This is a genomic window from Sphingomonas japonica, assembly GCF_006346325.1.
Classification (GTDB): domain Bacteria; phylum Pseudomonadota; class Alphaproteobacteria; order Sphingomonadales; family Sphingomonadaceae; genus Sphingomonas; species Sphingomonas japonica.
This window is the reverse complement of the sequence record NZ_VDYR01000001.1, coordinates 350,137-371,261: the sequence shown is the minus strand read 5'-3', so window position 1 is coordinate 371,261 and position 21,125 is coordinate 350,137. Positions and strand designations below refer to the sequence as shown.

Annotated in this window: 23 protein-coding genes and 1 tRNA gene; 14 read left to right on the top strand and 10 right to left on the bottom strand. The window is 65.9% G+C overall.

Features of this window, described 5'->3' with window-relative positions; genetic code table 11:
• Window positions 1-30: 30 nt before the first annotated feature.
• From FHY50_RS01880 to FHY50_RS01860, 5 genes are all read left to right on the top strand, one after another.
• Window positions 31-1,794: an acetolactate synthase 3 large subunit gene (locus tag FHY50_RS01880; protein WP_140046697.1), complete on the top strand. Its 1,764-nt coding sequence runs from the start codon at window positions 31-33 to the stop codon at window positions 1,792-1,794.
• Between the two features lie 2 nt (window positions 1,795-1,796).
• Window positions 1,797-2,312, top strand: a complete 516-nt coding sequence (ilvN, locus tag FHY50_RS01875; RefSeq protein WP_140046696.1) for an acetolactate synthase small subunit — start codon at window positions 1,797-1,799, stop codon at window positions 2,310-2,312.
• A gap of 109 nt (window positions 2,313-2,421) precedes the next feature.
• Window positions 2,422-3,441: a ketol-acid reductoisomerase gene (gene ilvC / locus FHY50_RS01870; protein WP_140046695.1), complete on the top strand. Its 1,020-nt coding sequence runs from the start codon at window positions 2,422-2,424 to the stop codon at window positions 3,439-3,441.
• A gap of 151 nt (window positions 3,442-3,592) precedes the next feature.
• Window positions 3,593-4,279 (top strand): hypothetical protein, encoded by a 687-nt coding sequence (locus tag FHY50_RS01865; protein ID WP_140046694.1) that lies wholly within the window; start codon window positions 3,593-3,595, stop codon window positions 4,277-4,279.
• Window positions 4,280-4,388: 109 nt separating this feature from the next.
• Window positions 4,389-5,012 carry a YceI family protein gene (locus tag FHY50_RS01860; protein ID WP_140046693.1) on the top strand — a complete coding sequence of 208 codons (624 nt, stop codon included), beginning with the start codon at window positions 4,389-4,391 and terminating at the stop codon, window positions 5,010-5,012.
• A gap of 17 nt (window positions 5,013-5,029) precedes the next feature.
• On the opposite strand, the gene FHY50_RS01855 is transcribed toward FHY50_RS01860, so the two are convergent.
• Complete coding sequence (locus tag FHY50_RS01855; protein ID WP_140046692.1) at window positions 5,030-5,431, bottom strand: BLUF domain-containing protein; 402 nt, start codon at window positions 5,429-5,431, stop codon at window positions 5,030-5,032.
• 283 nt (window positions 5,432-5,714) lie between these two features.
• Between FHY50_RS01855 and leuA the strand changes: the two genes are divergently transcribed.
• A complete protein-coding gene (gene leuA / locus FHY50_RS01850; RefSeq protein WP_140230989.1) occupies window positions 5,715-7,379 on the top strand; it encodes a 2-isopropylmalate synthase in 1,665 nt (554 codons plus the stop codon).
• Window positions 7,380-7,403: 24 nt separating this feature from the next.
• On the opposite strand, the gene folE is transcribed toward leuA, so the two are convergent.
• Entirely contained in the window at window positions 7,404-8,030 is a 627-nt protein-coding gene (folE, locus tag FHY50_RS01845; RefSeq protein WP_140046691.1) for a GTP cyclohydrolase I FolE, read from the bottom strand.
• A gap of 228 nt (window positions 8,031-8,258) precedes the next feature.
• Between folE and FHY50_RS01840 the strand changes: the two genes are divergently transcribed.
• Window positions 8,259-10,901, top strand: a complete 2,643-nt coding sequence (locus FHY50_RS01840; protein ID WP_140046690.1) for a TonB-dependent receptor — start codon at window positions 8,259-8,261, stop codon at window positions 10,899-10,901.
• A 143-nt stretch (window positions 10,902-11,044) separates the two neighbouring features.
• Window positions 11,045-11,314 (top strand): SWIB/MDM2 domain-containing protein, encoded by a 270-nt coding sequence (locus FHY50_RS01835; RefSeq protein ID WP_208402860.1) that lies wholly within the window; start codon window positions 11,045-11,047, stop codon window positions 11,312-11,314.
• A 115-nt stretch (window positions 11,315-11,429) separates the two neighbouring features.
• Here FHY50_RS01835 and FHY50_RS01830 read toward each other — a convergent pair.
• The 5 genes from FHY50_RS01830 to FHY50_RS01810 all read right to left on the bottom strand — a co-directional run bounded on the left by FHY50_RS01830 (window position 11,430) and on the right by FHY50_RS01810 (window position 13,807).
• Window positions 11,430-11,506, bottom strand: a tRNA-Arg gene (locus tag FHY50_RS01830).
• Between the two features lie 35 nt (window positions 11,507-11,541).
• The gene (locus FHY50_RS01825; protein ID WP_140046689.1) at window positions 11,542-11,967 is read right to left on the bottom strand and encodes a DUF1178 family protein; all 426 of its coding nucleotides are present in this window, start codon (window positions 11,965-11,967) and stop codon (window positions 11,542-11,544) included.
• Complete coding sequence (locus FHY50_RS01820) at window positions 11,964-12,791, bottom strand: carbon-nitrogen hydrolase family protein (protein WP_140230987.1); 828 nt, start codon at window positions 12,789-12,791, stop codon at window positions 11,964-11,966. The genes FHY50_RS01825 and FHY50_RS01820 overlap by 4 nt, the downstream gene beginning before the upstream one ends.
• A gap of 5 nt (window positions 12,792-12,796) precedes the next feature.
• Window positions 12,797-13,054 (bottom strand): glutaredoxin 3, encoded by a 258-nt coding sequence (gene grxC, locus FHY50_RS01815; protein ID WP_140046688.1) that lies wholly within the window; start codon window positions 13,052-13,054, stop codon window positions 12,797-12,799.
• Between the two features lie 33 nt (window positions 13,055-13,087).
• Entirely contained in the window at window positions 13,088-13,807 is a 720-nt protein-coding gene (locus tag FHY50_RS01810) for a ComF family protein (RefSeq protein ID WP_140046687.1), read from the bottom strand.
• A gap of 52 nt (window positions 13,808-13,859) precedes the next feature.
• Between FHY50_RS01810 and FHY50_RS01805 the strand changes: the two genes are divergently transcribed.
• Complete coding sequence (locus FHY50_RS01805; RefSeq protein WP_244935275.1) at window positions 13,860-14,720, top strand: class I SAM-dependent methyltransferase; 861 nt, start codon at window positions 13,860-13,862, stop codon at window positions 14,718-14,720.
• Here FHY50_RS01805 and dxs read toward each other — a convergent pair.
• Genes dxs through FHY50_RS01790 form a run of 3 tightly spaced genes read right to left on the bottom strand, consistent with a single transcriptional unit; the run spans window position 14,717 to window position 17,544 of the window.
• On the bottom strand, window positions 14,717-16,642 hold the full coding sequence (dxs, locus tag FHY50_RS01800; RefSeq protein WP_140046686.1) for a 1-deoxy-D-xylulose-5-phosphate synthase: 1,926 nt from the start codon (window positions 16,640-16,642) through the stop codon (window positions 14,717-14,719). The two genes, FHY50_RS01805 and dxs, sit on opposite strands and share 4 nt — an antisense overlap.
• Before the next feature lie 52 nt (window positions 16,643-16,694).
• Window positions 16,695-17,153 carry a Fur family transcriptional regulator gene (locus tag FHY50_RS01795; protein WP_140046685.1) on the bottom strand — a complete coding sequence of 153 codons (459 nt, stop codon included), beginning with the start codon at window positions 17,151-17,153 and terminating at the stop codon, window positions 16,695-16,697.
• A 43-nt stretch (window positions 17,154-17,196) separates the two neighbouring features.
• Window positions 17,197-17,544, bottom strand: a complete 348-nt coding sequence (locus FHY50_RS01790) for a MerC domain-containing protein (protein ID WP_140046684.1) — start codon at window positions 17,542-17,544, stop codon at window positions 17,197-17,199.
• A 164-nt stretch (window positions 17,545-17,708) separates the two neighbouring features.
• Between FHY50_RS01790 and FHY50_RS01785 the strand changes: the two genes are divergently transcribed.
• The 5 genes from FHY50_RS01785 (at window position 17,709) to rpsI (ending at window position 21,033) form a co-directional block, all read left to right on the top strand.
• A complete protein-coding gene (locus FHY50_RS01785; protein ID WP_140046683.1) occupies window positions 17,709-18,764 on the top strand; it encodes a COX15/CtaA family protein in 1,056 nt (351 codons plus the stop codon).
• Window positions 18,761-19,078, top strand: coding sequence for a divalent-cation tolerance protein CutA (gene cutA, locus FHY50_RS01780; protein ID WP_140046682.1), 318 nt, complete (start codon window positions 18,761-18,763; stop codon window positions 19,076-19,078). Before FHY50_RS01785 ends, cutA begins: the two co-directional genes overlap by 4 nt.
• Window positions 19,059-19,850 carry a hypothetical protein gene (locus FHY50_RS01775; protein ID WP_140046681.1) on the top strand — a complete coding sequence of 264 codons (792 nt, stop codon included), beginning with the start codon at window positions 19,059-19,061 and terminating at the stop codon, window positions 19,848-19,850. The genes cutA and FHY50_RS01775 overlap by 20 nt, the downstream gene beginning before the upstream one ends.
• Before the next feature lie 143 nt (window positions 19,851-19,993).
• Window positions 19,994-20,473 (top strand): 50S ribosomal protein L13, encoded by a 480-nt coding sequence (rplM, locus tag FHY50_RS01770; RefSeq protein WP_140046680.1) that lies wholly within the window; start codon window positions 19,994-19,996, stop codon window positions 20,471-20,473.
• Window positions 20,473-21,033, top strand: coding sequence for a 30S ribosomal protein S9 (rpsI, locus tag FHY50_RS01765; protein WP_140046679.1), 561 nt, complete (start codon window positions 20,473-20,475; stop codon window positions 21,031-21,033). The genes rplM and rpsI overlap by 1 nt, the downstream gene beginning before the upstream one ends.
• Window positions 21,034-21,125: the final 92 nt, after the last annotated feature.

Genomic DNA, 21,125 nt, shown 5'->3' with positions numbered 1-21,125 from the left:
CAGTGCGGCGTAATATCGAGGAGCAGGTTCGTGACCGAGAAGAGTGGAGCCGACATCCTGATCGAGGCGCTGGTCGATCTCGGCGTGGAAGTCGTGTTCGGATATCCCGGCGGCGCGGTGCTGCCGATCTACGACGCGCTGTTCCAGGACGGCGCCGGCCGCGATCGCCCACGCATCCGCCACATCCTCGTCCGCCACGAACAGGCCGCGACGCACGCGGCCGAGGGCTATGCCCGCTCGACCGGCAAGCCCGGCGTCGTGCTGGTGACGTCCGGCCCCGGCGCGACCAACGCGGTCACCGGCATCACCGACGCGCTGATGGACTCGATCCCGATGGTGGTCATCACCGGCCAGGTGCCGACCGCGCTGATCGGCACCGACGCGTTCCAGGAAGCCGATACCGTCGGCATCACCCGCCACTGCACCAAGCATAATTATCTGGTGAAGGATCCCGCCCGGCTCGGTGCGATCGTCCACGAGGCGTTCCACATCGCCACGTCGGGCCGCCCCGGCCCGGTGGTGATCGACATCCCCAAGGACGTCCAGGTTGCGACCGCGCGCTATCAAAAGCCCGGCCCGATCCAGCACAAGACCTATCGCCCCGCGCTGAAGGCCGACAAGACGCTGGTGGAGGCGGCGGTCGACATGCTCGCCGCGGCCGAGCGCCCGATCTTCTACACCGGCGGCGGGATCATCAACGCCGGACCGCAGGCAAGCCAGTTGCTGCGTGAACTGGCCCGCATCACCGGTGCGCCGGTCACCTCGACGCTGATGGGTCTCGGCGCGTTGCCCGCTTCGTCCGACCAATGGCTCGGCATGCTGGGCATGCATGGCACCTACGAAGCCAATATGGCGATGAATCGCGCCGACCTCGTCATCGCGCTGGGCAGCCGCTTCGACGATCGCGTTACCGGGCGGCTCGATGCGTTCAGCCCGCACAGCAAGAAGATCCACGTCGATATCGACCGCTCGTCGATCAACAAGACGGTGCGCGTCGATCTCCCGATCGTCGCCGATGTCGGGCATGTGCTTGAGGACATGATCCGCATCTGGAAGGCGCGGCAGCATCCCAAACCCGACCTCGACGAATGGTGGCGGCGCATTTCCGGTTGGCGCGCCAAGCGCTGCCTAGACTTCGACGACCAGCCCGATGCGATCATGCCGCAGCGCGCGATCCGCAATCTCTACGACGCGACGAAGCATCTCGCGCCGATCATCACCACCGAAGTCGGCCAGCACCAGATGTGGGCAGCACAGCATTTCGGCTTCGAGGCGCCGAACAAGTGGCTGACGAGCGGAGGGCTCGGCACCATGGGCTATGGCCTGCCTGCGGCGATCGGTGCGCAGCTCGGCAATCCGAACGCGCTGGTGATCGACATTGCCGGCGAAGCGTCGATCCAGATGAATATCCAGGAACTGGCGACCGCGACCCAGTACCGGCTTCCGGTCAAGATCTTCATCGTCAACAACCAGTATATGGGCATGGTCCGCCAGTGGCAGGAACTGACCTATTCCAGCCGCTATTCGGAGAGCTACAGCGACAGCCTGCCGGACTTCGTCAAGCTGGCGGAGGCATATGGCTGGAAAGGCATCCGCATCGAGCGGCCCGACCAACTGGATGACGGCATCGCGGCGATGCTCGCGCACGATGGCCCGGTGATCGTCGATTGCCTGGTAACGCAGCTTGCCAACTGCTTCCCGATGATTCCTTCGGGGGCGGCACATACCGAGATGATCCTGCAGGCCAACGAGGTTTCGGGCACGATGGACGACGAAGCCAGGGCGCTGGTCTGACGATGCACATCACCCAGGAAACGTCCGAGCGCCACACGCTGGCGGTCATCGTCGACAACGAGCCCGGTATCCTCGCGCGGATCGCCGGAATGTTCACCGCGCGCGGCTATAATATCGAGAGTCTGACCGTCACCGACATCTCGGAAGACGAGAGCGTCAGCCGGATCACCATCGTCACCAGCGCGTCGGCGCATGTGATGGAGCAGATCATCGCCCAGCTCGACCGGCTGGTGCCGGTCCACCGCGTCATCGACCTCACCGTGCTCGGCCAGCATGTCGAGCGCGAGCTCGCGCTGGTCAAGGTCGCCGGGGTCGGCGATCACCGCATCGAGGCGCTGCGCCTCGCCGACGTCTATCGTGCGCGCGTGGTAGACGCGACCACCACCAGCTTCGTGTTCGAAGTGACCGGCGGGTCCGAGAAGATCGACAAGTTCGTCGAGCTGATGCGCGAAGTCGGCCTGGTCGAAGTCGCCCGCACCGGAATCGTCGCGATCTCGCGAGGGAAAGAGGCGGCGTAAAACCTCAGCGTGCTCCTGTGCAGGCAGGAACCCTGGCAACCAGCGGCAGCACCCGCCACCCAGCGCTCCTGCCTCCGCAGGAGCACGTACGACCAAAAGGACCAACAGAATGCGTGTCTATTACGATCGTGACGCCGATCTCAACCTCATCACCAACAAGAAGATCGCGATTCTCGGCTATGGTTCGCAGGGCCACGCCCATGCCCAGAATCTACGCGACTCCGGGGTCAAGGACGTCGCGATCGCGCTGCGCGAAGGCTCTGCCACCCGCGCAAAGGCCGAAGCCGCCGGTTTCAAGGTCATGTCGAACCGCGAAGCCGCGGAGTGGGCCGACCTCATCATGCTCGTCGCGCCCGACGAGCATCAGGCGGCGATCTGGGACGCAGACATCAAGGGCAATATGAAGCCGGGCAGCGCCATCGCCTTTGCCCACGGCCTCAACGTCCATTTCGGGCTGATCGAGCCGCCAGCCGACATCGACGTCATCATGGTCGCGCCCAAGGGGCCGGGCCACACCGTGCGCAGCGAATATGTGAAGGGCGGCGGCGTGCCGTGCCTGATCGCGATCCACCAGGACGCATCGGGCAACGCCCACGACATCGCGCTTGCCTATGCCTCGGGCGTCGGCGGTGGTCGATCAGGCATCATCGAGACCAATTTCCGCGAGGAGTGCGAAACCGACCTGTTCGGCGAGCAGGCGGTGCTGTGCGGCGGCATCACCCACCTGATCCAGGCCGGGTTCGAAACGCTTGTCGAAGCCGGCTATGCGCCGGAGATGGCGTATTTCGAATGCCTCCACGAAACCAAGCTGATCGTCGACCTGCTGTACGAGGGCGGCATCGCCAACATGCGCTATTCGATCAGCAATACCGCCGAATATGGCGACATCACCACCGGCCCGCGCATCATCACCGATGAGACCAAGGCGGAGATGAAGCGCGTGCTCGACGACATTCAGTCGGGCCGCTTCGTCAAGAACTTCGTCCTCGACAACCGCGCCGGACAGCCGGAACTGAAAGCCGCGCGCAAGCGGGCGCAGGCGCATCCGATCGAACAGGTCGGCAGCGAACTGCGCGCGATGATGCCGTGGATCGGGGCGAACAAGCTGGTCGACAAGGACAAGAACTGAGCGACGTGACGGATGGGGGTGGCGAGGTCCGCCCCCCATCCGTCCGCGCGTGATTGCGGCCCCTGCCCCGCTGCAGTAACGGCGTGGCATGCGTCCGGCCACCTATCGAGTTGCAGCGTACGGATCGCACGCGCCGCTGAAACAGCGAATCGTGTCCGCCGGCCTCGCGCTCGCGCTCGGGCTGCTGATGTTCCTGGGGCTGCTGACGCTCGGCATCATGCCCGAACTGCGCACCGATGCCGAGGCCGTGCTGACCGCGTTCGACGTCGATCTCCCGGCGCCCAAGGCCGAGCGGGCGCCCGCCGCGGCCCGCCCGAAATCGGCGCCGCCCCCCGCCGCCGAACGACCCGAGCGGCCACCTGAACCTCCGCCACCGCCACGCCCGCCGACCGAATACACGCTGCCCGGCGTCATCCCGATGGCGCGCGCCGACTTCGCCGCAGCCGATATAGGCAAGATCGCCTCGGCTCCCGCCGATGCCCCTTCGGCCGGGCGCGGACTGGCGGACGAGTCCGGTGCACGCGGCGTCGGCACCGCGCCCGATGGATCGACCTTGTTCGCGGCCGACTGGCAACGTGAACCGACCGATGCCGAACTGGCAATGTACATGCCCAAACGGTCGCGCGCCGGCTGGGGCCTGATCGCGTGCCGCACGGCGCCGCGCAACCGCGTCACCGACTGCCGCATCCTCGACGAGACGCCGGGCTCGGGCATCGCGCGCGGGATGCGAGAGGCGGCGTGGCAATTCCTCGTGCTCCCTCCGCGGATCGACGGACAGCCGGTGATGGGGGCATGGGTGCGCATCCGCTTCGACCTGAATCGTGGAATTGCGCGCTGATGACACTGGAGGCGCTCGATCGCGAAACGCTGCTTTCGCATTTGCGGGGTTTGACTCGGCTAGCGGCGGTCTACACGTTGGCTGCGTTCCACCGCTTCAGGAGAGTCCCATGCGCGCCGCCCTCGTCACGCTTGCCCTCGTCGCCGCCACGCCGCTGTTCGCGCAGTCCACGCCGCAACTGCCCGGCGCCCGCGATGCCAGCCGCATCACCGGCGGCACCTATACCGTCGATCCTGGCCACACGCTCGTTGAATGGAGCGTCAACCATTTCGGCTTCACCCCCTATTTCGGACTGTTCGGCGAAGCCACCGGCACGCTGACGCTCGATCCGAAGAACCCCGGCGCCGCCAAGGTCGATATCACCATTCCCGTCGCAAAGGTCACGACCGCCAGCGCCGGGCTGACCGACCATCTGCTGCGCGCAGGCAAGGACGGCGGCAAGCCGGACTTCTTCGGGCCCTCCCCTGCCGATGCCCGGTTCGTATCGACCTCGGTCACCGTCGATGGCGACGAAGCAAAGATCGCCGGCAATCTGACACTCAACGGCGTGACCAGGCCGGTGACGCTGGAGGCCGAATTGTTCGGCGCGGGTGCCAATCCGATGTCCAAGAAGGAAACCGTCGGCTTCACGGCTGATGCTACGATCAAGCGCAGCGAGTTCGGCATCCTTACCGCGATTCCGGTGGTGTCCGATGAGGTCGAGCTTGATATCGTCGCCGCATTCGAAAAATAAGGGGGTGGCGCCGCCGTTTAGGCGGCGGCGTTACGAACCAGCGCGAAGCTCTCGAAAGTGGCACGCACGCGCGGTGCGGCGTTCTCGACCATCGTGGAAATGCGCAGGATAAAGGTTTCGGCGTCGATATCGGCCGAGCGGTGTGCCATCTCCCAGCTACCGAATTCGCGGGTCTCGATCTGGCGTCGGGACAGGATAACCGCCGCACGGTGGCGATCATCCTGGCGGATGCGTTCATACGCCGTCTCGACCGCGCGGTCCGGCCCTTCCAGCACCTGCAGGAAGCGCGCCGTGTCGCAATAGAGCAATCCGGTAATTGCATCGCGTCGATTGTTGCGGCGCGAAACGGTCAGGATGCTATCGATGTCGGGCTTGGAGCCGACCGGATGCACGCTGCTGACGTAGACGAGTTGGAGCATCGGGCTCTCCTTTGATCATTCAGAAAAGAGCCTAATTGCAAAAGCCTAACGCTTCATTGTTGGCCGGGAAAAATTCGTCGCTGGACAGGAATGCAAAGTCCGGCCTATGCAAATCGCGTGTTTGTTGCGCGCCACCTCGCCCTACGACTTATCCGCCCTTAAGGGCGTCGATGCGGCATTGGCTGCCGCCTGTCCCTTAAGGGTGATCCTCTCGCAATCTTCTGGCCCCTGAGGCCTTGGCACCACCGCCGTGCCGGTGCCGATCGGAAAGTGACGACACGTGATGCTGCGCAACCCCGCCGCCAAATACCGGCCGTTCCCCCAAGTCGATTTGCCCGACCGGCAATGGCCGTCGCGTGCCATCACGGCGCCGCCGCGCTGGCTATCGACCGATCTTCGCGACGGCAACCAGGCGCTGATCGATCCAATGGGCGCGGAAAAGAAGACGCGGTTCTTCGACCTGCTCGTCGAAATCGGACTCAAGGAAATCGAGGTTGGTTTCCCCAGCGCCGGCGCGACTGAGTTCGAGTTCATCTCCGGCCTCGTCCAATCGAACCGCGTGCCCGATGACGTTGCGATCCAGGTGCTGACCCAGTCTCGAGCCGACCTGATCGCGACGAGCTTCGACAGCCTTCGCGGTGCCCGGCAGGCGATCGTCCACCTCTACAACGCGGTCTCGCCCGCCTGGCGCGAGATCGTGTTCGGCATGACCCGCGCGGAAGTCCGCGACATCGCCGTGATGGGCGCAAAGCTGCTGCGCGACGGCGCTGCGGCCCAGCCCGACACCGACTGGCATTTCGAATACAGTCCCGAAACCTTCTCGACCGCCGAGCTCGATTTCTCGGTAGAGGTGTGCGCGGCGGTGATGGACGTGCTGCGGCCCACCCCGGAACGCCCACTGATCCTCAACCTCCCCGCAACGGTCGAGGCTGCCAGCCCCAACATCTATGCCGACCAGATCGAATGGTTCTGCCGCAACGTGCCGAACCGCGATAGCGTCGTCATCAGCCTGCATCCGCACAATGATCGCGGCACCGGCGTCGCCGCCGCCGAGCTTGGGTTGATGGCCGGAGCCGACCGGATCGAAGGTTGCCTGTTCGGAAACGGCGAGCGGACCGGCAATGTCGATCTGGTGACACTCGCGCTCAACATGTACACGCAAGGCATTGATCCCGAACTCGATCTTTCGGATATCGACCGGATCATCGGCACCGTCGAATATTGCAACCAGCTGCCGGTCCACCCCCGCCATCCCTATGCGGGGGAGCTGGTGTTCACGGCGTTCTCCGGCTCGCATCAGGACGCGATCAAGAAGGGTTTCGCGGCGCAGGCACAGCGCAACGACGAACTGTGGCGGGTCCCTTACCTTCCGATCGATCCCGCCGACCTGGGCCGCAGCTACGAAGCGGTGATCCGCGTCAATTCGCAAAGCGGCAAGGGCGGCGTCGCCTGGGTGCTCGAACAGGACAAGGGATTGAAGTTGCCCAAGCGGCTTCAGGCCGACTTTAGTCGCCATGTCCAGGCGCTCGCCGACACTGCTGGCCGGGAACTCGACGCCAACGATATCTGGCAGGCGTTCCAGCGCGCCTATCGCCTCGACGATGCGCAATTCTTCACGCTGGAGGCCTATGAGGAAACCCGCGCGCCCAATGGCGACCGCATCTTTGCCGGGCATGTCGATGCCGGCGGCGCGTCGCAATCGGTCAGCGGGCGTGGCAACGGCCTGATCTCGAGCGTGCTGGCCGCGCTGGCCGACGGCTGCGGCATCGCGCTCGACGTCGTCGATTATGCCGAACATGCCATCGGCCACGGCTCAGACGCGCGCGCCGCGGCCTATGTCGAGACCACCGATGCACAGGGCCGCACCCATTGGGGCGTCGGGATCGACGAGGACGTCGCCACCGCCAGCGTTCGCGCGGTGCTATCGGCTGCCAACGCCGCGCGCTGACGGTCGTCTAAGGGGTGCGAAGCCTCAGCCGCACCCCATCAGCGCCAGCACTTCCTTGCGGCTGCGTTCGTCGTCGCGAAACACGCCCATCATCCGGCTGGTGACCATCGCGACGCCGGGCGTCCGCACGCCGCGCGCCGCCATGCACGCGTGCGTCGCCTCGATCACCACGGCGACGCCGCGCGGCTTCAAATGGGTCCAGATGCAATCGGCGACCTCCGCGGTCAGCCGTTCCTGCACCTGCAACCGCCGGGCGTAGCCGTGCAGCACGCGCGCGAGCTTGGAGATGCCGACCACCCAATTGGCGGGCAGATAGGCGATGTGCGCCTTGCCGATGATCGGCGCGAGATGGTGCTCGCAATGTGACTGGAACGGGATATCCTTGAGCAGCACGATCTCGTCATAGCCGCCGACTTCCTCGAACACGCGCGACAAATGGCGCGCCGGGTCCTCGCCATAGCCCTGGCAATATTCCTTCCACGCGCGCGCCACTCGCTTGGGCGTATCGACCAGCCCCTCGCGCGCGGGGTCGTCCCCGGCCCAGCGGATCAGCGTCGCGACCGCGGCAGCGACGTCTTCGGGCACCGCGATCTTTGGCGGGCCTGCCACCAGGTCGCCGTCGCCCGGCGCGGCATCGTCATCCTTGTGCATTGCAACCCCTTTCGGCCTGCCGCGCGGCATGGACGCTACGGCAACGCGCCTTTTCCTGGAACGAGCTTGGGAAGCCGCGTTGCCGCAATGCCATAGTGCATCGCAAACCCGCACAAACCCGCGCTTTAATCCGTTGACGCCGGTCGAAATGGGGCGTTAGCTCGGCGATAACAAGAATAATCCATATCGCGGCGACAACGATCGCAGCCGAACACAGGGGATGATGCCATGACGAAGTTCGAACTGCTCGCAGCGAGCGCCTTGGCGATCACCATCGCCGCTCCCGCCGCCGCCCAGACCACCACCAGCGCCGACCAGACGGCCAGCGATCAGGTCGCATCGGGATCGGTCGATCAGGACAGCGATTACACGTCGGCCAACGACATCGTCGTCACGGCCACGCGGCGCAACGAAACGGTCCAGGAAATCCCGGTCGCGGTCACCGCGGTCGGTGCCGAGCTGCTCGACAATGCCGGCGTCGTCGATATCCGCGGGCTCGAGCAGCTCGCTCCGTCGCTTCAGACCACCACCGGCCAGTCTGCCGCGACCGGTTCCTCGCTGTCGATTCGCGGCATCGGCACTGCCGGCGACAATCCCGGCTTCGAACCGGCCGTAGGCGTGTTCATCGACGGCGTGTTCCGCTCGCGCGCGGGCGTCGCGCTGGCCGAACTGCCCGAACTGGAGCGCGTCGAAATCCTGCGCGGGCCGCAGGGGACGCTGTTCGGCCGCAACACGTCTGCCGGCGCGCTGTCGATCTTCACCGCGCAGCCACAATTCGACCTGGGCGGCTATGTCGAGGGCAGCTACGGCAATTACGACGCCTATGAAATCAAGGGTGCGCTCACCGGTCCCGTCACCGAAGCGCTCGCGCTGCGCGTCGACGGCGGCTATCGCAAGCGCGACGGCTATATCAAGGACGCCAATAGCGACCGCGCGGTCAACAATATCGACCGATATTACGCCCGCGGCCAGGCGCTGTACGATACCGCCGGGTTCAGCTTTCGCCTGATCGGCGACTATTCCGAAACGGATGAGCAATGCTGCGGCGCGATCAATTTCGTGCGTGGGCCGACGGCTGACGCGATCGATCTGGTTGCCAGCTTCTCGGGCAATGACGGCGTCTATTCCGGCCCGCCATCGGATCGCATCCAGGCAATCTCCCCCAATCGAGACCTGGCGGAAAAGGTTCGCGACTGGGGCGTGTCTGGTGAATTCAACGTAGAACTCGGCGAGTTCAACTTGACCTCGATTACCGCCTATCGCGACTGGCGCGCGCTGCGGAACCAGGACATCGACTTCTCCGGCATCGATCGCGCCTATCGCGAGGGCTATCGCAACGAGCTCAAGGATTTCACGCAGGAACTACGCTTCCAGGGCTCGGCGTTCGACGGCGCGGTCGATTTCCTGATCGGCGGCTTCTACCTCAACGAAACCAACCGGCTGCGCGACACCGTGCGGGTCGGCGACGACGCCACCGCCTATGTCGATGCTGTGCTGTCCGGCGCCATCGCGCAGGCAAGCGGCGGCGCATTGCCGACCGGCGCCCAGTTCTACGGCAGCCTCGGGCCGACCGTGCCGCTGTTCAGCCAGGTCTTGCTGGCGCAGTCGCCGCAGCTCCAGGCCGCCGCCGCGGCCAATCCGGCGCTGTTCGCCTATCTCAACACGCCGCTGCCCGGCTTCGTGTCGGGCGAAGGCAACAACAATGACGATTTCGAGGTAAAGACCAACGCATTTGCGGCCTTCACCCACAACATCATCAACTTCACCGACGATCTCTCGCTGACCCTGGGCCTTCGCTACAATTACGAAAAGAAGGACCTGACCGCCTCGATCAACAGCAATACCAGCACCTGCGGCTTCTTCTTCAGCCAGGACCCGCGCGCCCAAATCCTGCGTGGCGCGATCCAGCAGGCAAACCCCGAGCTCTACGCCAATTTCACGTTGCTCAGCTGCAACCCGGCGGTCAGCAGCGAATTCAACGGCAACTACGCGGACGATCGCGACGAGAGCGAATTCACCGGCACCGCAAAGCTCGCCTACAAGCTGTCGGACGAGGTGCTGAGCTACATCAGCTACGACCGCGGCTTCAAATCGGGCGGTTACAACCTTGATCAGGCGTCGTTCGATACCGTCCTGCTCGGCGGCGACGGCGCACAGGCGACCGACCTCGCCTTCGACAAGGAAACCGTCGATGCCTTCGAACTCGGCGTCAAGATGCAGCCGTCGAACGAATTCACCTTCAACGCGGCGGTGTTCTATTCGCAGTTCAAGGGCCTGCAATCGCTGATCTTCGCCGGCTCCAGCTTCGTCGTTCAGAACGTCCCCGACGCGACCAGCAAGGGCGTCGAGGCCGAAGCCATCCTGCAACCGGTCCGCGAATTGATCTTCCGCCTCGGCTACACCTATCTCGATGGCAGCTATGACAGCTCGAACGATTTCACCGGCACGCCGCTAGCCGGACAGGAAGGCGAGCAGTTCCTCAACCAGCCCCGCCACGTCGTCAGCATGGCCGGCACCTGGACGCCGCCGATCACCAACACGCTCAACGGGCTGCTGCATGTCGACATGCGCTTCAACAGCGGCGTCAACATCGCCTGCCCCAACGTATCGACGACGCGTCCCGCCGGCTGTGATCCGCGCATCCTCGGCGGCATGCCTGCGATCGTCTATAACGAACCCTATCCGCTGATCGCCGCGCGCATCGGTGTGCAGACCGACGATCGCACCAAGAGCCTCGAATTCTTCGTCGAGAACCTCACCAACCAATATTACAACATCACCGGCTTCGCGGTTCCGGAACAGACCGGCACCTTCGCCGGCTATCCCTCGACCCCGCGCTTCTATGGCGTAAAGGCGCGCATCGGCTTCTGATCGCGCTGTGCGCGCAACAAAAGGGCGTCCGACGGCCACCGGACGCCGCTTTCGTTACGCAAGCGTTTTAGCTCGACAAAGCGTTTGATTTGTAAGCATAATACCGGGACGGCAGCGATAACACTGTTCGGCTCGGGGGGCTTATGACGGACGGGTCGAACAAGGTTGGGATGGAGGCGAGCGAGGGCACTGTTACTCCTTCGCCCGCGCTCGCCCTCATCCTCGGCAGCGCCGACCCTTTGCCGCACAGCGCGGTGGCCGGCCGCGTCTGGGCCTATATCAAGGCGAACAATCTCCAGGACCCCAACGACAAGCGCGAGATCATCGCCGATCCCGCGCTGGAGGCCGCACTCGGCAAGTCGCGCGTGACGATGTTCGAACTGCCCGGGCTGCTCGACGCGCAACTGCGCTGACGGCATGCGGATCGAGCGAGCCGCGTTGCAGATGGACGGCTCCATCCAGCCGACCTTCCCGGGCCCGCATAGCCGCGAGGTCCGACGCACCGCCGGGAAACCGCACATCCAGCGCTGGCGCCCCCGGAGAGACTCGAACTCCCGACCTGCGGTTTAGGAAACCGTTGCTCTGTCCTGCTGAGCTACGGGGGCGGCGCCGGCGGTGGTATAAGACGCCCCCGCCCCGGTCAATTGCGCGCCGACGGTGGCACCACCGGCAATGGCAGTGGCGCGATCGCGACTCCTTCATCGACCAGCGCCCGCGCCTGTTCGAGCGATGCCTGGCCGTGGATCGGCGCGGTGGGGCTCTCGCCTAGATGCATCGCACGCGCACGATCCGAAAACGCCGGCCCGACATATTCCGACCCCTCGAGCGCCTTGGCCTGCGCCTTGGCCAGCGCCGCCAGCATCGCCTTGCGCGGATCGATCGGCTGGCACGCGCGATTGCCCTTGGCGCCGATGGCCGGTGCCATCACCGCCTTGTCGACGTCGCACACGCCGCAGATCGGACAGGCGATCAGGCCGCGGTCGCGCTGGTCGGCATAGCTGGCGCTCGACCCGAACCAGCTTTCGAAGACATGGTCGTTGGCGCAGCGCAGATCGAACACGATCATTCGATCACCGTCACTGTCGGAATTGCGCGGCGATGGGCGAGCACCGGGATGCGCGAACGAACGTCGGCCACGCGCGCGACGTCGATTTTCGCGAATTGCACCCCGGGCGCCTCTCCGGCATCGCTCAGCACGGCCCCCCACGGATCGATCGCCAGCGCATGGCCGTGCGTCACTCGGCCGTCTTCATGCTGCCCGGTCTGCGCAGCGGCGATGACGAAGGCGGCATTCTCGATCGCGCGGGCGCATAGCAAGGTCTGCCAATGCGCCGCGCCGGTTGGCCTGGTAAAGGCCGACGGCACCGCCAGCACGGTGGCTCCGGCCGCGCTCAGCGCCGCATACAGCGCCGGAAAGCGAAGATCATAACAGACCGACAGCCCCAGCATGCCGATCGGCGTCGCCACCACCACGGCCGCCTCACCGTGGGCATAGACCGCCGATTCGCGCCAGCTTTCCCCCGATGCCAGATCGACGTCGAACAGATGCAGCTTGTCGTAGCGCGCCCGGATTTCACCGTCGGCGTCGATCACCAATGCACGGTTGGCAAAGCGCCCATCGTCCCGCCGCACGGCGATCGAGCCAAGCTGGACCCAGATGCCATGACGCGCCGCTGCCTCGCGCACCGCCGCGAGCGCGCGGTCGTCGGCTTCAGCGACGATGCTGGCCGCAGCGCGCGCGCGATCCCGATCGACCAGGTTGGACATTTCCGGTGTGAACACCATCGCCGCGCCGCCCTCCGCGGCCCGCGCGATCGCGCTGGAAAGGGTCGCGGCATTGTCGCGGGGATCGATCCCCGCGGTCATCTGCACCAGCGCGGCGGTCGGCACGGCGGTCACTGCGCCAGCAGCGGCTCCAGCCCGCCATCGCGGTCGAGCGCGGCCAGGTCGTCGCTGCCGCCGATATGACGGTCGCCCACGAAGATCTGCGGCACGGTGGTGCGTCCTCCCGCGCGCTGGACCATTTCGGTGCGCCTTGGCCCGCCCATGGTAATGTCATATTCGCTGACGACCGCGCCGCGCTCGGCGAGCAGCCGCTTGGCCCGGGTGCAATAGGGGCAGAACGCCTTGGTATAGATTTCTACGGTCACCATGGCGTTAGGAAGTGTGGGCCGCGGCGGGCGCTGTCAACCATCCTCGCTGCCGAGCACCCGCGCCCAGCACAATATGGTGACGCTCGCGGCGCCCGCCCTGCGCAGCGCGGCGGTACACGCGTCGGCGGTGGCGCCGGTGGTATAAACGTCGTCGATCAGCGCAACATGGCGTCCTGCCACTGTCTCGCGCCGAGTAATCGCGAAGGCTCCGGCAAGCGCCTTGCGCCGCCCCGACCGGCCGAGCCCGCGCAGCACCGGGGTCGCTTTGGTCCGCTTGATCGCGTGCAGATCGACGCGTCGCGCACCTGCCGACCCGAGCGCGGTGGCAATCAGCGCCGACTGGTTGTAGCCGCGTGTCCAGATTCGCCAGCGATGCAGCGGCACCGGCACAATCAGGTCGGCCTCTTCCGGCAGATGCCGCACCAGCAGCCGCGCGATCGTCGCGGCATGACCCAGCCTGCGTCCATATTTCAGCTTGAGCACGACATCGCGGGCGACGTCGCCATACGCCACCGCCGCACGAACGCCGCGATGTCGCGGCGGATCGGACAGGCATTGCGGGCACTGCGTATCTGCACCACGGTCATACTCAAACGGCAGCGCACAGCCGGCGCACCAGGGCGGCCCCAGGAAGCGCAGCGCTGCCCAGCAATCGACGCAAAAGCGGTGGTCCGCCCCGGTCACCGCGCCGCACGCCGGGCAGCGCGGCGGCAGCGCAAGCGCGACGATTCGCGCGGGGAGCGAGGTCAGCATCGATACCATCGCCCCCTTGTCGATCGAAGCACAGCGCGGCACAAGCGCGCCAGTGGACGCCGCCCCGCCCCCCGACCTGTTCGATCGCGCTCGCCGACGGCTGGCGCGTGATCGTGCCGCCCCCGGCTTCGCGCGGGCCGATTTTCTGCGGCAAGCGATGCTCGACGGCGTTCTCGACCGCTTGGCGATGGTCACGCGCACGTTCGGTGCCGTGCTCGATCTCGGCTGCACGGACGCCAGCCTCCCCGCGCCGACCGATACTTTGGCCGGGGCGCGCATCGTCCGCGCCGATCCCGGTTTTGCCTTCGCACGGGCGGCGGGCGGCATTCAATGCGACGAGGATCACCTGCCCTTCGCCGACGCTTCGTTCGACCTCGTCCTTGCGGTCGGGACGCTCGACACCGTCAGCGACCTGCCCGGCGCACTCACGCTGATCCGCCGCGCGCTCAGGCCCGACGGACTGTTTCTGGGCGCCTTTGCCGGAGCGGGATCGCTGGCCACATTGCGCTCGGTGCTGCGCGATGCCGAAGCCGACCGCCCCGCCGCGCGGCTCCATCCCCAGGTCGACGTACGCTCGGCGGGCGACCTGCTGATGCGCGCGGGCTTTACGCTGCCGGTCGCCGACCTCGAGCCGCTTCGTGTGCGCTATGCGAACCTGTTCGGACTGCTGGACGACCTGCGCGCGATGGCCGGGACCAACCTCCTCGCCGCACCCGCGCCGCTATCGCGCGCCACCCTTGCGCGCGCGGCAACCGCTTTCGCCGATCGCGCCGATCCCGATGGCAAGACCGCGGAGCAGTTCGACCTGCTGTTCCTCACCGGCTGGGCGCCCGATCCGTCGCAGCCCAAGCCCGCGCGGCGCGGATCGGGAAGCACGTCGCTTGCGGACGCGCTACGGGTGCCGAAAGCCTAGGCTCGCGCTCCGCCGACATCGGCGCTTTCGTTCCAGCGCAGCGCCTTGAGCACCGTACCGATGATCGCCTCGGCATCCAGCCCGGCTTCGGCATATTGCTTCTCGGGCTTGTCCTGGTCCTGAAACGCGTCGGGCAGACGCAGCGTGCGCAGCTTCAGCCCGTTGTCGATCAACCCCTGATCGCTCGCCAGCGTCAACACGTGCGCGCCGAGTCCACCGACAGAATTCTCCTCGATCGTCACCGCGACCTCATGGGTAGTCAGCAGCCGCCGGATCAGGTCCTCGTCGAGGGGTTTGGCGAAGCGCAGATCGGCGACCGAAGTCGACAGCCCCTTGGCGTCGAGCGCATCGGCAGCCTTCAATGCCTCGGCCAGCCGCGTGCCGAGCGACAGGATAGCGACCTTCTTGCCTTCGCGAACGATGCGACCCTTGCCGATTTCCAGCGCTTGCGGAACCTCCGGCAGCGCAACGCCGGTGCCGTTGCCGCGCGGATAGCGCAGCGCGATCGGCCCGCTGTCATGGAGCGCCGCGGTATAGGTCATGTGGACCAGCTCGGCCTCGTCGGCTGCTGCCATCACCACGAAATTGGGCAAGGTGGCCAGATAGGTGACGTCGAACGAGCCGGCATGCGTCGCGCCGTCCGCCCCTACCAGCCCGGCGCGGTCGATCGCGAAGCGGACGGGCAGGTTCTGGATCGCGACGTCATGCACGACCTGGTCGTACGCCCGCTGCAGGAACGTCGAATAGATCGCGCAGAATGGCCGCATCCCCTGTGCCGCCAACCCGGCTGCGAAAGTCACCGCATGCTGTTCGGCGATACCGACATCGAACGCGCGCGTCGGGTGCGCCTTGGCAAACTTGTCGACACCGGTACCCGATGGCATCGCCGCGGTGATCGCGCAGATGCGGTCGTCGGTCTCGGCGAGCTTGGCCAGCGTCTCGCCGAACACATTCTGATATTGCGGTGGTCCGGGCGGCGCCTTGGCCTGGGTGCCGGTGATCACGTCGAACTTCTGGACGCCGTGATATTTGTCCGCCGCCGCTTCGGCCGGGGCATAGCCCTTGCCCTTCTTGGTGACGACGTGGATCAGGATCGGGCCTTCCTCGGCGTCGCGGACATTCTCCAGCACCGGGATCAGGTGATCGAGATTATGGCCATCGATCGGCCCGACGTAATAAAAGCCCAGCTCCTCGAACAGCGTGCCGCCCATGGTCATGCCGCGCGCGAACTCGTCGGTTTTGCGCGCCGCGGAATGCAGTGGCCTCGGCAGCCGCCGGGCGAATTTCTTCATCAGATCGCGCAGCGACAGGAATTCGCGGCTCGACACCATCCGGCTGAGATAGGCCGACAGCCCGCCGACCGGCGGCGCGATCGACATGTCGTTGTCGTTGAGGATCACCACCAGCCGGTTGCCCGCCTGCGCAGCGTTGTTCATCGCCTCATACGCCATGCCGGCCGACATCGACCCGTCGCCGATCACCGCGATCGCCTTGCCCGACGCCTCGCCCAGCTTGTTGGCGATGGCAAAGCCCAGCGCGGCCGAGATCGAGGTCGAAGAATGCGCCGCGCCGAACGGGTCATATTCGCTTTCGCTGCGCTTGGTGAAGCCGCTCAGCCCGCCGCCCATGCGCAGCGTGCGGATGCGGTCGCGGCGCCCGGTCAGGATCTTGTGCGGATAGCATTGGTGGCCGACGTCCCACACCAGCCGGTCGCGCGGCGTGTCGAACACATAATGGATCGCAGTGGTCAGCTCGACCACACCCAGGCCGGAGCCGAGATGCCCCCCGGTCACGCCGACCGCGGAGATCATCTCGGCGCGAAGCTCATCGGCGAGCTGCCGCAATTGCGTGGGTTTCAGCGTACGCAGGTCGGCGGGGTTATGGACCGTGTCGAGCAACGGCGTCGAGGGCAAATCTACCATCGCACCAACCTAGCCGAAGCCCGCAATCGTGTCGATTGATACCGTAACGCGTTCAATCGCAGTCGCTGCAGGTCCCTCGTACCTCGATCACGGGGCGCTTGGGCGCGAATCCGGTCTGCTCCGCGGCACCGCGTACCGATCGCGTGATCGCGTCGTCGTCGATATGCGTGGTCTGACCGCACGTGTCGCACACCAGAAAGATGCAATCGTGCAGGCATCCCGGATGCGAATTGGCGACATAGGCGTTGGCGCTTTCGACGCGGCGCGCCAGGTTCGACGCCACAAAAAGGTCGAGGATACGATACACGCTGTTGGCGGCGACTCGGCGGCCTTCCGCCTTCGATACCGCTTCGGCGATGTCATAGGCCGATGCCGGCTTGTCGAACCCCGCCAGTGCGTCGAAAATGCGCGCGCGCATCGACGTCCACTGCTCGCCCGATTGCTCGAGCGTGGTGCGAGCGGCGAGCGTCAGTGCCTCTCCTGCCTTGTCGTGATGATGGTGCGCGGACATTGTTACAAGTTAGGCGCTCGCAAGGGGCGCGGCAAGCAGGTCGTCAGGCGGCGGCGCGGCGATTCAGGTCGTGGCCCAGAGCAAGCAACGCCACGCCGAACAAGGTCGAGAGCACCTCGCTGCCGTCATGCGGCAGCGTCAGCGCGCCCGCCATCACACCCAGCCCAAGCGATCCCACCGCGGACGGCATCATATAGCCATGCGTGACGATTCCGCGTCCAAGCGCCAGCACGCCGAACGCGATCGCCAGCACCAGTCCGACTTCGTGGATCGAATGATGGAGCAGCACGCCGCCCAGCGACGACACCAGCGCCAGCAGCACCGCACTGGCAATGCAATGCAGCATGCACAGCCCCGACAGGCCGATCGCCCAGCGGTCGATCGCTGCCATCGTCGCATTCAAGGAAAGGGCGCGCTGCATACTTGGCCATCTAGGACAAATCGTGGCAGGTTACAACATATCATTTGCGTGGTGCGGACGGTTTTGGAGCAGCCGATCACTGCAAGCGGCTTCGTGTGATTGGCGTGGCCTGGCGAAGCGGCTAAGGCGCGTGCGTGTTGCAACGAACCGCCCTTCAGCCTGCCACCGCACGACCGCAGGCGCTCGCGCGATGGCTTTTCGCCGTCGCCGCGTTGATCGTGCTGATGGTAGGCGTCGGCGGTATCACCCGGCTGACCGAGTCGGGTCTGTCGATTACCGAATGGAAACCGGTGTCGGGCACGATCCCGCCGCTGAACACTGCGCAGTGGCAGGCCGAGTTCGCCAAATACCAGGCCATCCCGGAGTATCAGTTGCTCAACCGCGGCATGACGCTCGCGCAGTTCCAGACGATCTTCTTCTGGGAATATCTGCATCGCCTGCTCGGGCGTCTGATCGGCCTCGCCTTCGCGCTGCCGCTGGCATGGTTTGCGATCCGGCGCGCGATCCCGCGCGGCTATGGCGTCCGGCTGACGGCGCTTTTGCTGCTCGGCGGGTTCCAGGGAGCGATCGGCTGGTGGATGGTCACCTCGGGCCTCAGCGAACGCACCGATGTCAGCCATTACCGGCTGGCGGCGCATCTGCTCACCGCATTGTTCATCCTGGCGGGCACCGTCTGGACGGCGCTCGACCTGCGCGCGCTCGCCGCCAATCCGCATGCGCGCCCCGCGCGCCTGACCCCGGTCGCAGCGATCGCGGGCGGCGTGCTGTTCGTCCAACTGCTGCTCGGCGCGTTTGTCGCAGGTCTCGATGCGGGCCATGTCACCCGCGAATGGCCGTTGATGAACGGTCATCTCTTCCCTGCGGGAGTCGATGCACCCGATGGCTGGGTGCTCGCCGCGCTCAATGATCCGTTCGTGCTGCACTGGCTGCACCGCTGGTGGGCGTTCGTCGCGGTCGCCGCGCTGATCTGGCTCGCGCGCAGCGTCAGGCGCGCCGGCGCACGCCGGGCATCGGTCGCGATCCACAGCCTGTTCGGTATCCAGATCCTGCTCGGCATCGCCACGGTGATGACCGGCGTATCGCTGCATCTCGCCGCATCGCATCAGGTCGTCGGTGCGCTGCTGGTCACAGCGACCGCCTGGGGCGCGCATGCGGTCGGCTCGAACGTGCGTGCGGCGGTGCCCGCATGAGCGACCTCGCGCTGCTCCAGGTCACCTTCGCCTCTGCCGAGGAAGCGGAGCAGGTGGCGCGCATCGTCATCGAAGAGCGATTGGCGGCGTGCGCCAACGTGATGGCGTCGTGCACGTCGATCTATCGCTGGGGCGATTCGATCGAGCAGGATGTCGAGGTGCCGGTGCTGTTCAAGACGGCGATGGTCCATGCGCTGCGGCTGCGCGACCGCATCGCCGAACTGCACAGCTATGAGTTGCCGGTGATCGAGTTGTGGCCCGCCGCTTCGACCGACGATGTGCTTGCATGGGTCGATGCTGCGACCGGCGCTTGAGCTTGCGGCACTCGTGGCGGGTGCGCAGCAACCCGACCCTGCGCCGGTCTTCGCCCCGCCGCTCGGCATCCCACTGACGCTGCGGATCGAGCGCATACAGCGCACCGATGCGGCGACGTTTCGCTTCTCGGCGGAGCGGCGCATCGTCTTCACGCGCACGGCGGACGGTTTCCGCGCCGAAATGACGCTCGAGCGGTCGAATAGCGACGCGGTCGGACCCGGTGCGCGGTTCGATGCGGCAATGGCTGCGCTTCGCGACGTGCCGATGCATGTCGCGCTTGATCGCGATGGTGCCATCGTGTCGATCGACGATCTCGACGCTCACTGGACACGTTTTGTTGCAGCATTGGCCGGACCTGTCGACGGGGTCGCTGCACCGCCCGCGATCATCGCGCAGCTGGGCACCCTGCCCGCGGAGCAACGACGGGCGATGCTGGCTTCGGCGCTGGAGACGGCAATCCTCGCCGAGCTGGCCGGGAAGGGAGTCCAGGCCGAGCACAGCATCCCGATGCGTCCGCGCCCGCCTTATACCAGCGCCAGGCCCGTGACCGCGCGCTATGCGGTCACCGCCGCTGATGACGCTCTGGTCGCGACGACATCCGCGGCGTTCCCGGTGGAATCGCCACAGGGCGAAGCGGAGATGACCATCGACGACCGCACCGAAATCGACCCTCAGACGGGACTGATACGCACCAGCCGCGAGACGCGGAGCGTCACGCTGACGAGCGGCCAGCGGGAAACCACAATCACATCACTCGATCTGAGCTATTAGGTATCCCGATACCCGTCGGCAATCGCGCACTCAGCTTGACTTTGCCGCGATAATCGAACAATAGGCAGCCGTTCGCGCCGCTCCATCAGGGGCGGCGCACTGCATTTACGAACGCATGTTCCCCAGATGAAGGTCCAAGCCCCATGAAGGCGCTCATGAAGACCACCAAGTCGGTCAAGCCGCACGAGGTGGAGAAGAAATGGCATATCGTAGATGCCGACGGCCTGGTGGTCGGTCGCGCGGCGACGATCATCGCCAATGTCCTGCGCGGCAAGCACAAGACCAGCTTCACTCCGCATGTCGATTGCGGTGACAATGTCGTCGTGATCAATGCCGAGAAGATCCGCTTCACCGGCGGCAAGGCTGCCAAGAAGGTCTATTACAAGCACACCGGCTATGCCGGCGGCATCAAGGAAGTGACGGCGGCGAAGCTGCTCGAAGGGCGCTTTCCCGAGCGCGTGCTGGAAAAGGCGATCGAACGCATGATCCCGCGCGGCCCGCTCGGTCGCCAGCAGATGCGCAACCTGCGCATCTTCAAGGGCGCCGAGCATCCGCACGAAGCGCAGAACCCCGAGGTCCTCGACATCGGCTCGATGAACCGCAAGAACAAGGTGGGCAACTGATGTCCGACAATCGCCAATCGCTTTCCGATCTCGGCGCGATCGCGTCGGGTCAGCCCGCTCCCGCCGCTGCCCCTGCGCCGGCACCGTCCGAAGGCACTGAGACGGTGATGGAGGCTTCTGCCCCCGTTCCCGCCGCGCCGACCATGCCGCTGCGCGAGCAGGAGATCGACGATCTCGGCCGCGCTTACGCCACCGGCCGCCGCAAGGACGCCGTCGCACGCGTCTGGCTCAAGCCGGGCTCGGGCAAGATCGTCATCAACGGCCGCGATCAGGAAGTCTATTTCGTGCGTCCGACGCTGCGTCTGGTGATCAACCAGCCGTTCGACGTCGCCGAGCGCAACGGCCAGTATGACGTGATGTGCACCGTCAAGGGCGGCGGCCTTTCGGGCCAGGCCGGCGCGGTTAAGCACGGCATCAGCCAGGCGCTGACCAAGTATGAGCCGGTGCTCCGCGCGCCCGTCAAGGCAGCCGGGTTCCTGACCCGCGACAGCCGCGCGGTCGAGCGCAAGAAGTACGGCAAGGCCAAGGCACGCCGCAGCTTCCAGTTCTCGAAGCGCTAAGCGCGCTTCGCCATCGGGTGAAAGGGGCGGTCCGCGTGCGGGCCGCCCTTTTTCCGTTCGGTTGCCCGCGCGGCCAACTCGTCGCAGCCGCA